The sequence below is a fragment of the Niveispirillum lacus genome, assembly GCF_002251795.1.
Lineage (GTDB): Bacteria > Pseudomonadota > Alphaproteobacteria > Azospirillales > Azospirillaceae > Niveispirillum > Niveispirillum lacus.
In genome coordinates, this window is sequence record NZ_NOXU01000021.1 from 1 (window position 1) to 14,702 (window position 14,702).

Annotated in this window: 16 protein-coding genes; 8 read left to right on the plus strand and 8 right to left on the minus strand. The window is 62.0% G+C overall.

Features of this window, described 5'->3' with window-relative positions:
• The 8 genes from CHU95_RS03575 to CHU95_RS03610 form a co-directional block, all read right to left on the minus strand.
• A partial coding sequence (locus CHU95_RS03575; protein ID WP_207762360.1) for a Calx-beta domain-containing protein occupies positions 1 to 1,508 on the minus strand: 1,508 nt, incomplete at its 3' end.
• Between the two features lie 794 nt (positions 1,509 to 2,302).
• On the minus strand, positions 2,303 to 3,289 hold the full coding sequence (locus CHU95_RS03580) for an aldo/keto reductase (protein WP_094453823.1): 987 nt from the start codon (positions 3,287 to 3,289) through the stop codon (positions 2,303 to 2,305).
• Positions 3,290 to 3,383: 94 nt separating this feature from the next.
• Positions 3,384 to 4,325, minus strand: a complete 942-nt coding sequence (locus CHU95_RS03585; protein ID WP_094453825.1) for a Gfo/Idh/MocA family oxidoreductase — start codon at positions 4,323 to 4,325, stop codon at positions 3,384 to 3,386.
• Complete coding sequence (locus CHU95_RS03590; RefSeq protein ID WP_094453827.1) at positions 4,322 to 5,164, minus strand: class III extradiol dioxygenase subunit beta; 843 nt, start codon at positions 5,162 to 5,164, stop codon at positions 4,322 to 4,324. Before CHU95_RS03590 ends, CHU95_RS03585 begins: the two co-directional genes overlap by 4 nt.
• A gap of 1 nt (position 5,165) precedes the next feature.
• Positions 5,166 to 5,573 (minus strand): protocatechuate 4,5-dioxygenase subunit alpha, encoded by a 408-nt coding sequence (gene ligA / locus CHU95_RS03595; protein WP_094453829.1) that lies wholly within the window; start codon positions 5,571 to 5,573, stop codon positions 5,166 to 5,168.
• The gene (locus CHU95_RS03600; RefSeq protein WP_094453831.1) at positions 5,570 to 6,595 is read right to left on the minus strand and encodes an amidohydrolase family protein; all 1,026 of its coding nucleotides are present in this window, start codon (positions 6,593 to 6,595) and stop codon (positions 5,570 to 5,572) included. The genes ligA and CHU95_RS03600 overlap by 4 nt, the downstream gene beginning before the upstream one ends.
• Entirely contained in the window at positions 6,592 to 7,467 is an 876-nt protein-coding gene (locus CHU95_RS03605) for an NAD(P)-dependent oxidoreductase (protein ID WP_094453833.1), read from the minus strand. The genes CHU95_RS03600 and CHU95_RS03605 overlap by 4 nt, the downstream gene beginning before the upstream one ends.
• A 62-nt stretch (positions 7,468 to 7,529) precedes the next feature.
• Positions 7,530 to 8,693, minus strand: a complete 1,164-nt coding sequence (locus CHU95_RS03610; RefSeq protein ID WP_094453835.1) for a LysR family transcriptional regulator — start codon at positions 8,691 to 8,693, stop codon at positions 7,530 to 7,532.
• Between the two features lie 105 nt (positions 8,694 to 8,798).
• Here CHU95_RS03610 and ligK point away from each other — a divergent pair, with 105 nt between their 5' ends.
• From ligK to atpB, 8 genes are all read left to right on the plus strand, one after another.
• Entirely contained in the window at positions 8,799 to 9,473 is a 675-nt protein-coding gene (ligK, locus tag CHU95_RS03615; protein ID WP_094453837.1) for a 4-carboxy-4-hydroxy-2-oxoadipate aldolase/oxaloacetate decarboxylase, read from the plus strand.
• Positions 9,466 to 10,536, plus strand: coding sequence for a 4-oxalomesaconate tautomerase (locus tag CHU95_RS03620; RefSeq protein WP_207762361.1), 1,071 nt, complete (start codon positions 9,466 to 9,468; stop codon positions 10,534 to 10,536). The genes ligK and CHU95_RS03620 overlap by 8 nt, the downstream gene beginning before the upstream one ends.
• Complete coding sequence (locus CHU95_RS03625; protein WP_094453841.1) at positions 10,533 to 11,408, plus strand: amidohydrolase family protein; 876 nt, start codon at positions 10,533 to 10,535, stop codon at positions 11,406 to 11,408. The genes CHU95_RS03620 and CHU95_RS03625 overlap by 4 nt, the downstream gene beginning before the upstream one ends.
• Positions 11,409 to 11,683: 275 nt before the next feature.
• Entirely contained in the window at positions 11,684 to 13,084 is a 1,401-nt protein-coding gene (gene atpD, locus CHU95_RS03630; RefSeq protein ID WP_094453843.1) for a F0F1 ATP synthase subunit beta, read from the plus strand.
• On the plus strand, positions 13,081 to 13,488 hold the full coding sequence (locus CHU95_RS03635; RefSeq protein WP_165771986.1) for a F0F1 ATP synthase subunit epsilon: 408 nt from the start codon (positions 13,081 to 13,083) through the stop codon (positions 13,486 to 13,488). The genes atpD and CHU95_RS03635 overlap by 4 nt, the downstream gene beginning before the upstream one ends.
• Positions 13,485 to 13,763 carry an AtpZ/AtpI family protein gene (locus CHU95_RS03640; RefSeq protein WP_094453847.1) on the plus strand — a complete coding sequence of 93 codons (279 nt, stop codon included), beginning with the start codon at positions 13,485 to 13,487 and terminating at the stop codon, positions 13,761 to 13,763. Before CHU95_RS03635 ends, CHU95_RS03640 begins: the two co-directional genes overlap by 4 nt.
• Positions 13,753 to 14,025: an N-ATPase subunit AtpR gene (locus tag CHU95_RS03645; RefSeq protein WP_165771987.1), complete on the plus strand. Its 273-nt coding sequence runs from the start codon at positions 13,753 to 13,755 to the stop codon at positions 14,023 to 14,025. Before CHU95_RS03640 ends, CHU95_RS03645 begins: the two co-directional genes overlap by 11 nt.
• On the plus strand, positions 14,025 to 14,702 hold the full coding sequence (gene atpB / locus CHU95_RS03650; RefSeq protein WP_094453851.1) for a F0F1 ATP synthase subunit A: 678 nt from the start codon (positions 14,025 to 14,027) through the stop codon (positions 14,700 to 14,702). The genes CHU95_RS03645 and atpB overlap by 1 nt, the downstream gene beginning before the upstream one ends.

Below are 14,702 nucleotides of genomic sequence, written 5' to 3' on the forward strand. Positions count from 1 at the left end.
GTGTCACCCGCCCTTGTGACGGTGAAGGTGAAGGGCGTGGTGCCGCTGTTGCCCTCGGCCTTGTCGGCACCCCCATTGGCCCCGGCGGCGATGGCCAGGGTGGCCGGTGTCGCCGTATCATCATTACGGATGGTGCCAGTGGCCGCGGCGGTGGTGATGGTGGCGCCGTTCGTGGCGCCAGACAGGGTGACGGTGAAGGCCTCGTTCTGTTCGACGGCGGCATCCCCGGCGACATTGACGGTGATGGTCTTTGTCGTCTCCCCGGCAGCAAAGCTGACCGTGCCACGCGGCAGGGTGCCACCCTGGAAATCGGCACCGGTCACGGCAGAGCCGGTGACGGCGAAATTGGCGGTCACCGCGCTGCTGGTGTCACCCGCCCTTGTGACGGTGAAGGTAAAGGGCGTGGTACCGCTGTTGCCTTCGGCCTTGTCGGCACCCCCATTGTCCCCGGCCGCGATGGCCAGGGTGGCCGGTGTCGCCGTATCATCATTACGGATGGTGCCGGTGGCCGAGGCGGTGGTGATGGTGGCGCCGTTGGTGGCGCCGGACAGGGTGACGGTGAAGGCCTCGTTCTGTTCGACGGCGGCATCCCCGGCGACATTCACGGTGATGGTCTTTGTCGTCTCCCCGGCAGCAAAGCTGACCGTGCCACGCGGCAGGGTGCCACCCTGGAAATCGGCGCCGGTCACGGCAGAGCCGGTGACGGCAAAGTTGGCGGTCACCGCGCTGCTGGTATCGCCCGCCCTTGTGACGGTGAAGGTGAAGGGCGTGGTGCCGCTGTTGCCTTCGGCCTTGTCGGCACCCCCATTGGCCCCGGCCGCGATGGCCAGGGTGGCCGGCGTCGCCGTATCATCATTACGGATGGTGCCGGTGGCCGAGGCGGTGGTGATGGTGGCGCCATTGGTGGCGCCAGACAGGGTGACGGTGAAGGCCTCGTTCTGCTCCACGCTGGCATCCCCGGCGACATTCACGGTGATGGTCTTTGTCGTCTCCCCGGCAGCAAAGCTGACGGTGCCACGCGGCAGGGTGCCGCCCTGGAAATCGGCACCGGTCACGGCAGAGCCGGTGACAGCAAAGTTGGCGGTCACCGCGCTGCTGGTGTCGCCCGCCCTTGTGACGGTGAAGGTAAAGGGCGTGGTACCGCTGTTGCCCTCGGCCTTGTCAGCCCCCCCATTGGCCCCGGCCGCGATGGCCAGGGTGGCCGGCGGGCGGCCAGGCGTCGTAATCACAAACTCGTCCGAAACCGTTTGGCCTGTTGGATCACGAGCTGTGAGGCGAACGATGACATCGGACGAGTTGGTTGGCGGCGTTCCTGTAAATGTTCGCGTCGTTGAATTGAATGACAGCCAACTTGGCAAGGCACCGCCATTCGATAGCGCCGCGGTGTAGGTGAGGCTTTGCCCCGGATCGGCATCCGAAAATGTATTGGCCGGGAAGGTCAGGGTGAAGCTCCGACCTTCGGTCGCGGTTTGGTCAGCGATGGGACGGTCCAGACGCGGGGCAGCCATGGCATTCTCCTGAATACAATTATATGCGTTTATAGAGGTGTGGTTTTGCGACCATTAGGATACATGGTGACCCCGTTTCGTAAAGCAAGAAACGTCAGAGACTTTTTTTGTTCATATGGTCGATATATAGCTTTGCGGGGAAAACACGGGCGATGTTCTGGATATGAAGAATGATCAGGACCCGCTGAAAACCGCCAAATCCTGCGATGAGACGACAGGGGTTTGGCGATCAGAGGTTCGTCCTCAAGACATGTCGATGGCGGGTCACTAACGGGGCAAACGGCGGAGAAAGGGTAATCTTGAGCAGTTCGTACCCGCTTGCGCCAAGGCCCTGGGTCACGTCACCGGCGCCGAGTTGATTCGCGCAACGATGGATGCGCGCGGCTGGGCCAGAGCAAACCTCTGACATCACCTTGACGGCGAGAATTTCTGTCGATCGTGGTTCAGGCGTCGTAATGTGGCCAGAACGGCCTGGACATCAGGGGCCTGCCGGAAGCGCCGCACCACCCTCTGAGGCTGCAATAACGTCTCTATAAACAACAATATGGTGCTGCCGGCCGCCCTACACACCGAAACTCCCTTTTGCGCAGGCTGAGAGCGGTTCAATAGGCTGTCGCTGTGATGATCTGGGATTTGGCACCCACCGGAAACCTGTATCCCCACAATCCCGACATGCACAGGAGATGTTGATGGTCAGGCCGGTTTGACGCGTCCGGCGATGCGTGTCGAATACCTGTTAACAGGCGACGGTCATGGGATTGCCCCGACGCCGACGCCTGGGGCAGTTCCACGGTTCAATCCTCATCCACCTCCGCCAGGGTCGCCGGTGGATAGCGGTCGCCGGAAACAGCGCCGACCGCGAACAGAGTTTCCAAGCGTGCTAACGCCCAGGACGGAAGTGGCGCACTCCCCGCCCCCGCATTATCAACAAGGTGCTGACGCCTTCCCGTGCCGGGGATGGGCAGAACATGGGGCCCTTTGGCCAGCAACCAGCCGAGACAGACCTGAGCCGGCGTTTGATCCAATGCCGCTGCCACCTGCCTCAGCATGGTTGCCAGTGCAACATTGGCGGCAAGATGGGGCTGCTGGAAACGCGGCATGGCCAACCGGATATCACCCGGTGCGAACGCTGTCGCCTCTGTAACCGCGCCGGTCAACAGCCCTCTGCACAGCGGGGAAAAAGCCACCAGCGCCGTCCCCAATCGCGCGCAAGCTGCCAAGAGCGATTTCTCCACACCCCGGCTACTGAGGGAATATTCAGACTGCACAGCAGCGATCGGGTGGACGGATACCGCTTTTTCCAGAGTAGATGTAGAGACCTCGGACAGGCCGACCGCGCGGATCTTCCCCTGTGTCACCAGATCAGCGAGCGCACCGACACTTTCCTCGATCGGAACAACCTTGTCCCACCGATGCAGATAGTAGAGATCGATCACATCGGTGCGAAGTCGGCGTAACGATTCCTCACAGGTCCGGCGCAAGGTTTCGGGGCGCCCATCAATGACCCGCTTCCCGTTAATGCCCGTCATCCCGCACTTGCTGGCCAGGGTGATCCGGGACCGGAAAGGGGCAAGGGCCTCGCCCACCAGTTCCTCATTCTGGCCAAAACCGTACAGCGCGGCGGTATCGAAATGGGTGATCCCCAACTCCACCGCCTCTGCCAAAAGACGCAGGGCGTCACGGCGATCGGGTCGGCCGCCGTAAGCGTGGCTGACATTCATGCAACCCAACCCAATGGCGGACACGGTGAAGGGCCCCAGCGCACGGTGGCCTCCGCTCATCACACAACCCTTTCCAGTTCGCCAACAGAACCCGAAATAAAACGGGACATCCCCTGGACGCCGGCATGACGCACAGGGGATGGCCTCAAACCCTTCAACGGTTCAACTGTTGTTCAAGCGTATGCAGGACCTCATAGCAGGCAAGAACCTTGGCCACACTGGCATTGGGTTCACGCCTCTCACGGATAGCGGCGATGAATTCGCGGTCCTGCAGCTCAATGCCGTTCATCGATACATCGACCTGCGACACGTCGATCTTTTCCTCCCGGCCCGTGACCAGATCGTCATAACGCGCGATGTACGTGCCATTGTCACAGATGTAACGGAAGAAGGTGCCCAGCGGTCCATCGTTATTGAACGACAGAGACAGGGTGCAGATCGCTCCTGTGTCCGCCTTTAACTGGATCGACATGTCCATGGCAATGCCCAGGTCCGGATGGATCGGCCCCTGAAGAACATTAGCCTGCACAATACGTCCCGACTGATAAGCAAACAGGTCAACAGTATGGGCGGCATGGTGCCAGAGCAGGTGGTCGGTCCAGCTTCGCGGTTCGCCCTTGGCATTCATGTTCTTACGGCGGAAGAAATAGGTCTGCACGTCCATCTGCTGAAGCGACAATTCCCCGGACACAATGCGCTGATGCAGCCACTGGTGCGACGGGTTGAAGCGCCGCGTGTGGCCAACCATGCAAACCAGACCGGTTTCCTGCTGTTTCTTCAACACAGCCTGGGCGTCGGCCCAGCTATCGGCCAACGGGATTTCAACCTGCACATGCTTGCCGGCTTCCATGCAGGCGATCGCCTGCGCGGCATGCATCTGGGTGGGGGTGCAGAGGATGACAGCATCGACATCGGGCCGAGCCAGCGCTTCATCCAGTTCTGTACCGGCATGCACCGCGCCATACTTCTCCGCCACAGCCTGCGCCTGATCCAGGCGGCGACTGATGACGGAGGTGACGGTGACGCCGGGAATGAGTTTAAGTGCGTCAAGATGCTTTTCACCAAAAGCACCAGCACCGACCAGGGCGATCCTCATGCGACAGGCTCCAGAACAAGATGGCCGACCGCTGTATTGCTGGCCGGCACATGATAATGACGGTGAAGTTGACGCACCTCGGACCCAAGCGCACCGCGCATGATCAGCCACATCACCATCTCGATGCCTTCCGACCCGGTCTCCCGCAGATATTCGATATGAGGGATAGAACGGAGGCGCTGACTGTCCTGGCTCATCATATCCAGGAAACGATTATCCCATTCGGCATTGATCAGGCCGGCGCGCGGTCCCTGAAGCTGATGGCTCATGCCACCCGTACCCCAGACCTGGACCTTCAGATCGCCAGGGAAACTTTCGACGGCCCGGCGAATGGCCTCGCCCAACAGCCAGCAGCGATTGCCGGATGGAGGGGGATAGGTGACCACATTGACCGCCAAGGGGATTACCTTCACCGGCCAAGCGTCGGGTTGCCCGAACAGCAGGCTCAACGGCACGGTCAGGCCGTGATCGACCTCCATCTCATTGATGATGGTCATATCGAATTCATCAAGAATACAGCTCTGGGCAATGTGCCAGGCCAGATCCGGGTGACCTTCCACCGTTGGAACAGGACGCGGCCCCCAACCTTCATCCGCCGGCTTGAAACTCTCCGCACAGCCGATGGCGAAGGTCGGGATAATCTTCATGTCGAAGGCCGAGGCATGGTCATTATAAACCAGGATGACCACATCGGGTTTCTCCCCCGCAATCCACTGCCGCGACCAGTCATAACCGGCGAAAACGGGTTGCCAATACGCGTCTTTTGTCTTGCCCAGATCAATGGCGGCGCCGATGGCCGGCACGTGGCTGGTTGCCACCCCTGCGGTAATGCGGGCCATATCAGTTACCCTCCTTGATTGAACGGACACCGTTCGGCGAACGGCCACCGGCCAGCATCATGGCCTGATAATCCTCCACGCTCATGCCGGTCATGGTGCTGACCGCCTGCAGGAAGCTCAACCCGTCGGTGGAGAAAATCTTGGCCAGGAAATAGATATTGCCGCCCAGATCCAGCAGCCGATTATAGTCACGCGCCAGGATCGCCGCTTTCTGGTCGTCGTCCAGGTTCCAGCCTTCCAGATAGGCCGTCTCGTCCGCCTTCCAGCGGGCGCGGTTCTCGGGCTTCATCAGGCTCATGGCGAACTGGTTGATCCAATATCCTTTCCGGGCCCGCGCCACCGTGTAAACGCGTGTGCCAGGAATATCGTCGAAAGCCGCCAGATAGGAATGGATGTCCAGATGGCTCATAGCCCCCTCTCCTTCAGGATCGCATCCAGGCGGGGGAACACGCGCCGCGCATTGCCCTCATAAATCGCGTGACGTTCCGCATCCGAAATGTCCAACGCTTCAATATAGCGCTTAGTATCGTCGAAATAGTGACCAGTGGTCGGGTCAATGCCGCGCACAGCACCTACCATTTCGGAGCCGAAAAGGATGTTGCCGTTGTCGATGACTTTCACCATCAGGTCGATGCCGGGCTGATGATAGACGCAAGTGTCGAAGAACACGTTTTTCATGACATGGGTACCCAGCGGCGGCTTCTTCAGCATATCGGCCAGCCCGCGATAGCGCCCCCAGTGGAAGGGCACAGCCCCGCCGCCATGAGGAATGATGAAACGCAGGGTCGGGAAGTCCTTGAACAAATCGCCCTCGATCAACTGCATAAAGGCGATCGTATCAGCCGCAATGTAGAAGGCACCGGTCGCATGCATGCAGGCATTGCACGACCCGGAGACATGGATCATGGCCGGTACGTCCAGTTCCACCATCTTCTCATAAAGCGGATACCAGTAGCGGTCGGTCAAAGCCGGGTGCTTGAAATGCCCACCACCGGGGTCGGGGTTCAGGTTGCAGCCGATGAAGCCCAACTCCTTGACGCAGCGCTCCAGCTCGGCGATCGACGCCTCCAGTCCCGCCGCCGGCGATTGCGGTAGCATGCAGACACCGACAAAGCTTTCCGGAAACAGCTTCACTACCCGCGCAATAAGGTCATTGCAGCGCCGCGACCATTCCAGGCTCACGGCTTGGTCACCGACATGATGGGCCATGGTGGACGCACGCGGGCTAAAAATAGTCAGGTCCGCCCCCCGTTCGCGGATCAACCGCAACTGGTTCTTCTCGATGGTCTCGATGATGTCGGCGTCCGAAATCTCCGGATAGGGAGGGGCGGGCTCACCATTCTTGAAGGCGGCGATCTGGGCCTCCCGCCAGGCGGTATGGGCCGCCGGTGCCGTCGTGTAATGTCCGTGGCAATCAATCACAAGTGTCATGACATCTCCGTCCCGTCGCGGGTGAGAAGGTTCAGCTTATTGTTCAGACCGTTTGGAGAACCAGCAACCAGGGCGCCAAGGCGGCGTTGGCGGGTGACAGTGCCAAGGGTCATGGCCGGTTCCACCCCCAATGATTGAAGGGTCTTCACCACTTCTTCCATCTCGGCGGCGCGGCGCAGGCCATGGACCAGCATTCGATCCAGATTGTAATCCGCGCGGCCTTCCCATTCAGGGCCCAGCGAGCTGAGAACCTCCCCCACCACGCCGGCGCGTGCAGCGGCGAGCAGCATTTCCGCAGTCAGCGCTTCAACGCCCTTCACCATAACCGACCGCACCATCTTGATGGACGATGCCTGCCCAACCGTGGCGCCGACAGCGCGCACCTTGGCGAAGCCCAGCGCAAGCAGGCTGGTTACGGCCACATCAGTATGAGGACCGCTCACCAGTAACGGCACCGACAGTTGGGCCGGATCGACCGGGGCCATCACCGCCACATCGACATAACGGCCCCCGGCCGCTTCGATGAAGGTGGCGGCGGCGCGCTTTGTGTCTGGCGCCACAGAATTCATGTCGCACCACAGCGCGCCCGACGCCAGCAGCGGGGCGCAAGCCTCCGCAGCGGCCAGTGCCTGATCAGCGGTCACCAGACACAAGACCAGCGGCCGGTGAGCCAATGCCGCCGCCGCACTCTCCCGGCCCTGGACACCAGCGGCGGCATAGTCGGCATATTTGGCCGCAGCCGTTCCCGTCTGGTCGGTCTTCAGGTCGTAGACCGTGGCATCGTGCCAGGCGCCGGCGGTGGCAAAGGTGCGCCCCGCCTCACCGAAGCCGATCAGAGCAAGGCCCGACAGGGGATGAGGTTCGTTCTTCATGGCCTAACCCTGGCCGCCCCCGGCACAGAGAGCAAATCAGTTCGAGCAACAGGCCATAAGTTTTAGCTAATCGTCTTGCTAATACCCTGGGCAGCGGCAACCAGCGCCGCGATGAAGTCCGCTTGGATTGGGGTGGGGCGCCAGCCGGTACGGGTGGTAATGCCGATGGTACGGCGCAGGTCGCCGGGCGCCGCCCCTACCTGCGCCACCACGCCCGCCTGCAGCTCCACCGACAATTGGTCGGGGGACAGCAGTGTCAGGAAATCGCTGTCGCGGATCAATTGGCGCACGGTCATGACCGACCCGCACTCGATAGGCACGGCCGGCGCAGAGAGGCCCCCGGCCCTGAACATTGCTTCCCACTGGCTGCGCAAGGGCGTCCCGATCGCCGGCACAACCCAGGGATAGTCGGCAAGAGCCGTCCAGGGATCGGTCCGGCTCAGGATGGGATGCCCCGGCCGGGCAAAAATCACGGGCTGGTCATCGAACAGAGCACGCTGTTCCACATCGACAGGCGGATGATCCAGACGCAGCGCACCAATCAGCAGGTCCAGATCGCCGTCGCGCAACGGCTCGATCAGTTCGGCATGTGATCCCTCGGCAATGGTGATGGTGATGCCGGGATGGGCACGGTGAAAGGAAGCGACAGCGCCCGGTAACAGCCGGGCCCGTGACAGGGGCATGGCGCCGACGGCCACCCGCCCGACTTCAACCCCGTCCAAGGCATGCAACTCGGTGAGTGCAGCGACCAGTTCGGCCCGGGCCAGACGGAAGGCGCGCAGGGTGCGATGCCCGGCCTCCGTGAGGGCAACGCCGCGTCCCCGCCTTTCGATCAAGTTGCGGCGCAAGGCCAGCGAAAGGTCTTTTATGGCCCGGTGCAGGGTGGGCTGCGAGAGCCCCCCCGCCTGCCCCGCCTCTACCAGACTGCCGGCGCCGCCCACCAGGATCAGGGCGCGGACCTGGGCCATAGTCACGCGCGGCGACCCGATATGGGCCAGTGCAGCTTCAAACCGGGGCTGCACCAGCCGGGCGGCACCCGTCATCTCCATTCCGTCGGCACGCCGTTCAAACAAAGACCGGCCCAGTTCACGCTCCAGCCGCGCCAAACCCTGGGTCACCGCAGGCTGGGTCAACGCCACGGCCTGGGCGGCGGCGCTGATGCTGCCGCGCCGCATCACCTCCAGGGCGGCGCGCACATGACGGAGATTGAGATTCCATATCTGCATTGCAACACGATTAGCAAAAACTTATGGCGTGGGCGCGGTTCTGAATTGCCCCAGCACGTCCCCGGGGTCAAGACAGTTGTAGTGATCTTCCCCAGGAGAGTTTCCATGTCCGGCATCGTCGTTCAGAACATTCAACGCGCCGAGGCGTCCGTCATCGACGGACTGGCCCGCTGCGGCGTGGCCACGGTGCATGAGGCACAAGGCCGTACCGGCCTCCTGGCCAGCCACATGCGTCCCATTTATGCCGGCGCGCGGATCGCCGGATCGGCCGTCACCATCTCCGCCCCGCCGGGCGACAACTGGATGGTGCATGTGGCCATCGAACAACTGACGCAAGGTGACCTTCTGGTACTGGCCCCGACCAGCCCCTGCGAAGATGGCTATTTCGGTGATCTGCTGGCCACGTCCGCCATGGCGCGCGGCTGCCGGGGTCTGGTCATTGATGCTGGTGTACGTGATGTCCGCGATTTGACAGAGATGGGTTTCCCAGTCTGGTCCAAGGCCATTTCGGCGCAGGGCACTGTGAAGGCAACGCTGGGCTCGGTGAATGTCCCAGTGGTTTGCGCAGGGGCTGCGATCCAGGCTGGTGATGTGATCATTGCCGATGATGACGGTGTGTGTGTGGTCCCGCGCGCGAATGCCGCCACGATTCTGGAAAAGGCACAGGCCCGCGAGGCGGCGGAAACCGCCAAGCGCGCACGGCTAGCCGCCGGTGAACTGGGCCTGGACATTTATGACATGCGGGGCAAGCTGGCCGCCATGGGGCTGAAATATGTCTGAGTTGGCCGGATCAGATGGTGTGCGCTGTATGTGGATGCGCGGCGGCACTTCCAAGGGCGGCTATTTCCTGAAGCAAGACCTGCCCGCCGATACGGCGGAGCGCGATGCGCTGCTGCTGCGGGTCATGGGGTCGCCCGATGCGCGGCAGATTGATGGCATGGGAGGGGCCGACCCGCTGACCAGCAAGATAGCGATCATCAGCCGGTCGTCACGGCCGGGAATTGATGTTGATTACCTGTTCCTGCAGGTCTTTGTCGATCAGGCCATCGTCACCGATGCCCAGAACTGCGGAAACATCCTGGCCGGCGTTGGCCCGTTCGCCATCGAACGCGGTCTGGTCGCGGTGACCGGTGAAGAGACCAAGGTTGCCATCTTCATGGAGAACACCGGACAGGCTGCTGTGGCAACGGTCAGCACGCCTGGCGGCAGGGTCAGTTATCGCGGCGATGCCCGCATCGACGGTGTGCCCGGCAGCCATGCTCCAGTGCCGTTGGAGTTCCGTGATACCGCAGGTTCAAGTTGCGGCGCCCTGCTGCCCACCGGGAATGCCGTCGATATCATCAATGGTGTGCCGGTGACCCTGATCGATAATGGCATGCCCTGCATCGTGATGAAGGCCAGCGATGTCGGCGCCTCCGGGTACGAGGATCGGGAGACGTTGGACGCAGACAGCGCGCTGAAGGCCCGGATCGAGAGCATCCGCCTGCAGGTCGGGCCGCTGATGAACCTGGGCGATGTCTCCGCCAAGTCAGTACCCAAAATCATGCTGGTGGCGCCACCGCGTGAGGGGGGCGCCATCTGCGTTCGCAGCTTCATCCCCCACCGCGCGCATGCGACCATCGGGGTACTGGGTGCCGTGAGCGTGGCCACCGCCTGTCTGGTGCCCGGATCACCCGCAGCGGAGGTGGCCGTGTTGCCACCTGGCGACCGCAAGACCCTGTCGGTCGAACATCCGACGGGTGAGATGAGTTGCGTACTGGAACTGGATGAACAAGGTCAGGTGCAGACCGCCGCCTTGCTGCGCACCGCCCGCAAGTTGATGGATGGAGTTGTTTTCCCATGACCGACCGTATCCGGAGCTGGACCGACACACCCTCCCGTCCCCACTTCACACCCCCGCCGGGGGCCGTGGATGCCCATTGCCATGTCTTTGGACCCATGGCGCAGTTCCCGTTCAGCCCGAAGGCGAAATATCTGCCACAGGATGCCGGGCCGGAGATGCTGTTCGCGCTGCGACGGCACCTGGGCCTGAGCCGAAACGTGATTGTTCAAGCCAGTTGCCATGGCACCGACAATGCCGCCACCCTGCATGCCATCGCGGTATCTCAGGGTACCTGCCGTGGTGTGGCGGTGGTTGATCCGGCCATCGATGATGCAGAACTGGAACGCTTGCATGATGGCGGCATCCGGGGTGTTCGTTTCAATTTCTTGAAACGGCTGGTGGATGATGCGCCCAAGGACAGGTTTCTCGACGTGGCGCACCGGATTCAGCATCTGGGTTGGCATGTTGTTGTCTATTTTGAAGCCGACCTTCTGGAGGAGATGCGCGCGTTCCTGGACGCTATCCCAACCCCGATCGTCATCGACCATATGGGCCGCCCCGATGTCACACAGGGGCCGGAAGGGCCGGACATGCGCGCCTTCCGCCGGCTGTTGGACAGCCGGCCGGATATCTGGACCAAGGTCACCTGCCCCGACCGGCTGTCAACAATACCGGGCTGGAATGATTTCGCCAAAGCGGTGGCACCCTTGGTCGCCGATTATCCAGATCGGGTGCTCTGGGGTACTGACTGGCCACATCCAAACATGGAGAAATCCATTCCTGATGATGGCCTGATCACCGATATGATCCCCCGGATCGCACCTTCCACAGCCTTACAGCATAAGCTGCTGGTCGCGAACCCGATGCGGCTCTATTGGCCGGAAGAGAATTGACGGCGTGTCCGTCTTCTCCGCCCATCAGAGAGCGTACCGTCATTGCCGGACCGGTCACCTGGGAAAGCCCGGTGCCGGTGCCGGTGCCCGGATCGACATCTTTAAGCCCAGCAGGGGGAGGACACTGACACAACCCTCTGGGGTTAAAGTGTGATTTTGTTCATTTTCAAAACATTCATGAATCAAATCGTATCCCCATTGACCTGAATCAGTTTCGGCGGCGCGCTTCCGGTCTAACGTATGGTTGTTTCAGATATTCCTGAGATCAAACCATAATGACCGTTGACGCCCCTCCTTTCGGCAGAATTGAAGCCATCCATGGATCCGTCCTGGATCTGTGGTTTCCCGGCAGCCTGCCCGGCCTGGATGAGGTTGTCCTGGTTGGGGACGCCGTGCCCGTCGAGGTGCGCGCACATCTGTCGGCCGATATGGTCCGTGGGGTGGCCATGGATATCGCGGCGGGCCTGAAACGCGGTGACCCGGCCCACCGGACCGGTAAGGGCCTGACAGTACCCGTCGGCCCGTTTCTATTGGGACGCGTTGTGGATGTGATGGGCCGACCGCTTGACGGCGGTGGTCCACTCCCCGTCGAAACGCCGCTGCGGTCCATCCACCAGCCATCCCCCTCCTTGTCCCGGCGATCCGCCCGGCTGACCCCGCAATGGACTGGCATCAAGATCATCGACCTGCTGGCACCGCTGGCACGCGGGGGGAAGACCGCGCTGTTTGGCGGTGCCGGTGTGGGCAAAACCGTGCTGATCATGGAACTCATCCGCACCGTGGTGGAACAGGATGACGGCCTGTCGGTCTTTGCCGGGATTGGTGAACGGTCGCGTGAAGCAGCAGAACTGCTGGACGATATGCGTGGATCAGGGGTCCTGGAACGGACCGTCATGGTGCTGGGGCAAATGGCGGAACCACCGGGAGCACGCTGGCGCGCCGGTCTGACCGCTTTGACGCAGGCAGAGTATTTCCGCGACGTCATGGGCCGTGATGTGCTGCTGCTGATGGACAATGTTTTCCGCTTTGTTCAGGCCGGTGCGGAAATCGCCGGTATGTTGGGTCATATGCCGGCACGTGTGGGCTATCAGCCGACAATGGCGGGCGAAATCGGGATGTTGCAGGAACGCATCGCGTCGGTCGCCGGGGCTGCCATCACCTCCATCCAGGCCGTCTATGTCCCGGCAGATGATTTTACCGACCCTGCCGTCGCCGAATTGTTCAGCCATCTTGACGGATCGATCGTGCTCTCGCGCGCGGTGGCGGCCGAAGGGCTCTACCCTGCTGTTGATCCACTATCATCCTCGACCCGGCTGATGGACCCGGATCTGCTGGGCCAGCGCCATTACAAAGTTGCCGCCGCGGTCCGGGCCGCGATCGCGCAATACCGGGCGCTAGAAGACATCATCGCACTTTTGGGGGTGGACGAGTTGTCGGCGGCTGATCGGCAGGTCGTGGCACGGGCCCGCCGCCTGCTGCGTTTCCTGACGCAGCCGTTCCACGTCACCGGTGGTTTTACAGGCCGGCAGGGTGTCACCGTTGATATCCAGGATACCTTGGCCGGATGCGAGGCAATCCTGAATGGCGATACCGATGGATGGGCCGAATCCTCGCTCTACATGACCGGCACATTGGCCGATGCCCGTGCCCGAGAGATGCGGGAGGCGGTAACATGAGGTTACGGCTCCTTGCGCCCCTGGCCACCATCATCGACCGGTCGGACATCGCCGAAGTGCAGGCCCATGACGCAAGCGGCGCCTTCGGAATTCGGTCCGGCCATGCCCCATTTCTGACCCGCTTGCCGCCCAGCGTCCTCACCCTGCGTACTGACCATGGGCTGGTACTCTACGCAGCTATGGCGGGTGGCCTGTTGCGGGTGGATCGTGAGGGTGTGCTGATCACCAGCGCCGATGCAGCCGTGGGCTCAGAACTGGCCCCCCTGGCCGCCCGTGTCGCCGCAGCACAACAGGAAAAACAGCATCGGCAACGAGAGGGCGACGCACAGGAACGCACGCTGCACGCAGCGCTGCTGCACCACTTGCTGGACAGTGTGAGCGGCGAACGGATGGGTGAGGCATGACTGACCCTGATCTGATCAACCCTATCCGACAGGCCCAACAGGCCCAGGAACGAGCGGCCACTGAAAAACGTCGGGGGCTGGGGGCGACGCTGACCCTGATCGGTACCTTGGGCTGGCTGATTGTCTTGCCCCCAGTGGCCGGCCTGTTTGTGGGACGGTGGCTGGACCGGGCCAACGATGGACGGTTCTGGACCCTGTCGCTGCTGTTTACCGGCGTCTTCCTTGGTTGCTGGGCGGCATGGCGACGGATTGATGAGGGGCATCATGATGACTGAAACCTGGATCACGGCAGGCCTTGCTCTGCTGGCAGGGGCCGGCGGCGCCTGGCTGTTCTTCCGCATGCTGGCACTGAATACCCGCTTTTATGCCAGCGGGCGGGCAGTTGCCGCTGTGATCTTGCACGCCGGACGCTTGAGCATCACGGCCGCTTTGCTGATTTTTGTAGCGCGGTTGGGTGGGGCGGTCCCTTTGCTGGCGGTCATTGGCGGCTTTCTGCTGATGCGTCCTTTGCTTCTGCGCCAGTACAGGAGGGGGTGATGCAGCTTACAGCCCCCTTTGATGCACCCGTTGCTTTCGCGTTAGGCCCAGTCGCCATCACTTGGCCGGTGATTCATGCCCTTTTGTGCAGCCTGTTGCTGGTAGGGCTGGGGATTGGTCTGTCCGCCCGCGTGGCGACGGAACGTGCGGGGCGGCTGGGAACAAGTGTGGAAGCTGTGGTCGACCTGCTCCGCGCAGAGTTGGATCAGGTGATGCAGACGAACAGCCGCCCGTTTCTGCCGCTGCTTGGCGGGCTGTTCCTGTTCATCGCAACGGCCAATCTGATGGGGCTGGTGCCGGGGCTGGGGGCACCGACAGCGCATCTGGAAACCGCCATTGCCCTTGGGTTGACCGTGTTCGGGTCGGTGCATGTGCTGGGTGTGCGCCGTCGCGGCTGGCGGGACTATCTGCGCAGCTTCGGCCATCCGCGATGGTGGATGTTGCCCCTGAACCTGCTGTCGGAACTGACCCGCACCCTGTCGCTGATCCTGCGGCTGTTCGGGAATGTGATGAGCGGGGAGTTTGTGATCGCCATTGTCCTGTCACTGGCAGGATTTCTTGTTCCGGTGCCGTTAATGGCGCTGGAAGCGCTGCTGGGCCTGATCCAGGCCTACATTTTCACCATCCTGGCTGCCGTCTTCATTGGTGGGGCCATTGGTACCATTGAGAAGGGCTGA

Excerpts from the sequence above, each read along its gene's own strand:
- CHU95_RS03580 (WP_094453823.1), bottom strand. The coding sequence starts at position 3,289 with ATGAGCGGAGGCCACCGTGCGCTGGGGCCCTTCACCGTGTCCGCCATT.
- CHU95_RS03585 (WP_094453825.1), bottom strand. The coding sequence starts at position 4,325 with ATGAGGATCGCCCTGGTCGGTGCTGGTGCTTTTGGTGAAAAGCATCTT.
- CHU95_RS03590 (WP_094453827.1), bottom strand. The coding sequence starts at position 5,164 with ATGGCCCGCATTACCGCAGGGGTGGCAACCAGCCACGTGCCGGCCATC.
- ligA (WP_094453829.1), bottom strand. The coding sequence starts at position 5,573 with ATGAGCCATCTGGACATCCATTCCTATCTGGCGGCTTTCGACGATATT.
- CHU95_RS03600 (WP_094453831.1), bottom strand. The coding sequence starts at position 6,595 with ATGACACTTGTGATTGATTGCCACGGACATTACACGACGGCACCGGCG.
- CHU95_RS03605 (WP_094453833.1), bottom strand. The coding sequence starts at position 7,467 with ATGAAGAACGAACCTCATCCCCTGTCGGGCCTTGCTCTGATCGGCTTC.
- CHU95_RS03610 (WP_094453835.1), bottom strand. The coding sequence starts at position 8,693 with ATGCAGATATGGAATCTCAATCTCCGTCATGTGCGCGCCGCCCTGGAG.
- ligK (WP_094453837.1), top strand. The coding sequence starts at position 8,799 with ATGTCCGGCATCGTCGTTCAGAACATTCAACGCGCCGAGGCGTCCGTC.
- CHU95_RS03620 (WP_207762361.1), top strand. The coding sequence starts at position 9,466 with ATGTCTGAGTTGGCCGGATCAGATGGTGTGCGCTGTATGTGGATGCGC.
- CHU95_RS03625 (WP_094453841.1), top strand. The coding sequence starts at position 10,533 with ATGACCGACCGTATCCGGAGCTGGACCGACACACCCTCCCGTCCCCAC.
- atpD (WP_094453843.1), top strand. The coding sequence starts at position 11,684 with ATGACCGTTGACGCCCCTCCTTTCGGCAGAATTGAAGCCATCCATGGA.
- CHU95_RS03635 (WP_165771986.1), top strand. The coding sequence starts at position 13,081 with ATGAGGTTACGGCTCCTTGCGCCCCTGGCCACCATCATCGACCGGTCG.
- CHU95_RS03640 (WP_094453847.1), top strand. The coding sequence starts at position 13,485 with ATGACTGACCCTGATCTGATCAACCCTATCCGACAGGCCCAACAGGCC.
- CHU95_RS03645 (WP_165771987.1), top strand. The coding sequence starts at position 13,753 with ATGATGACTGAAACCTGGATCACGGCAGGCCTTGCTCTGCTGGCAGGG.
- atpB (WP_094453851.1), top strand. The coding sequence starts at position 14,025 with ATGCAGCTTACAGCCCCCTTTGATGCACCCGTTGCTTTCGCGTTAGGC.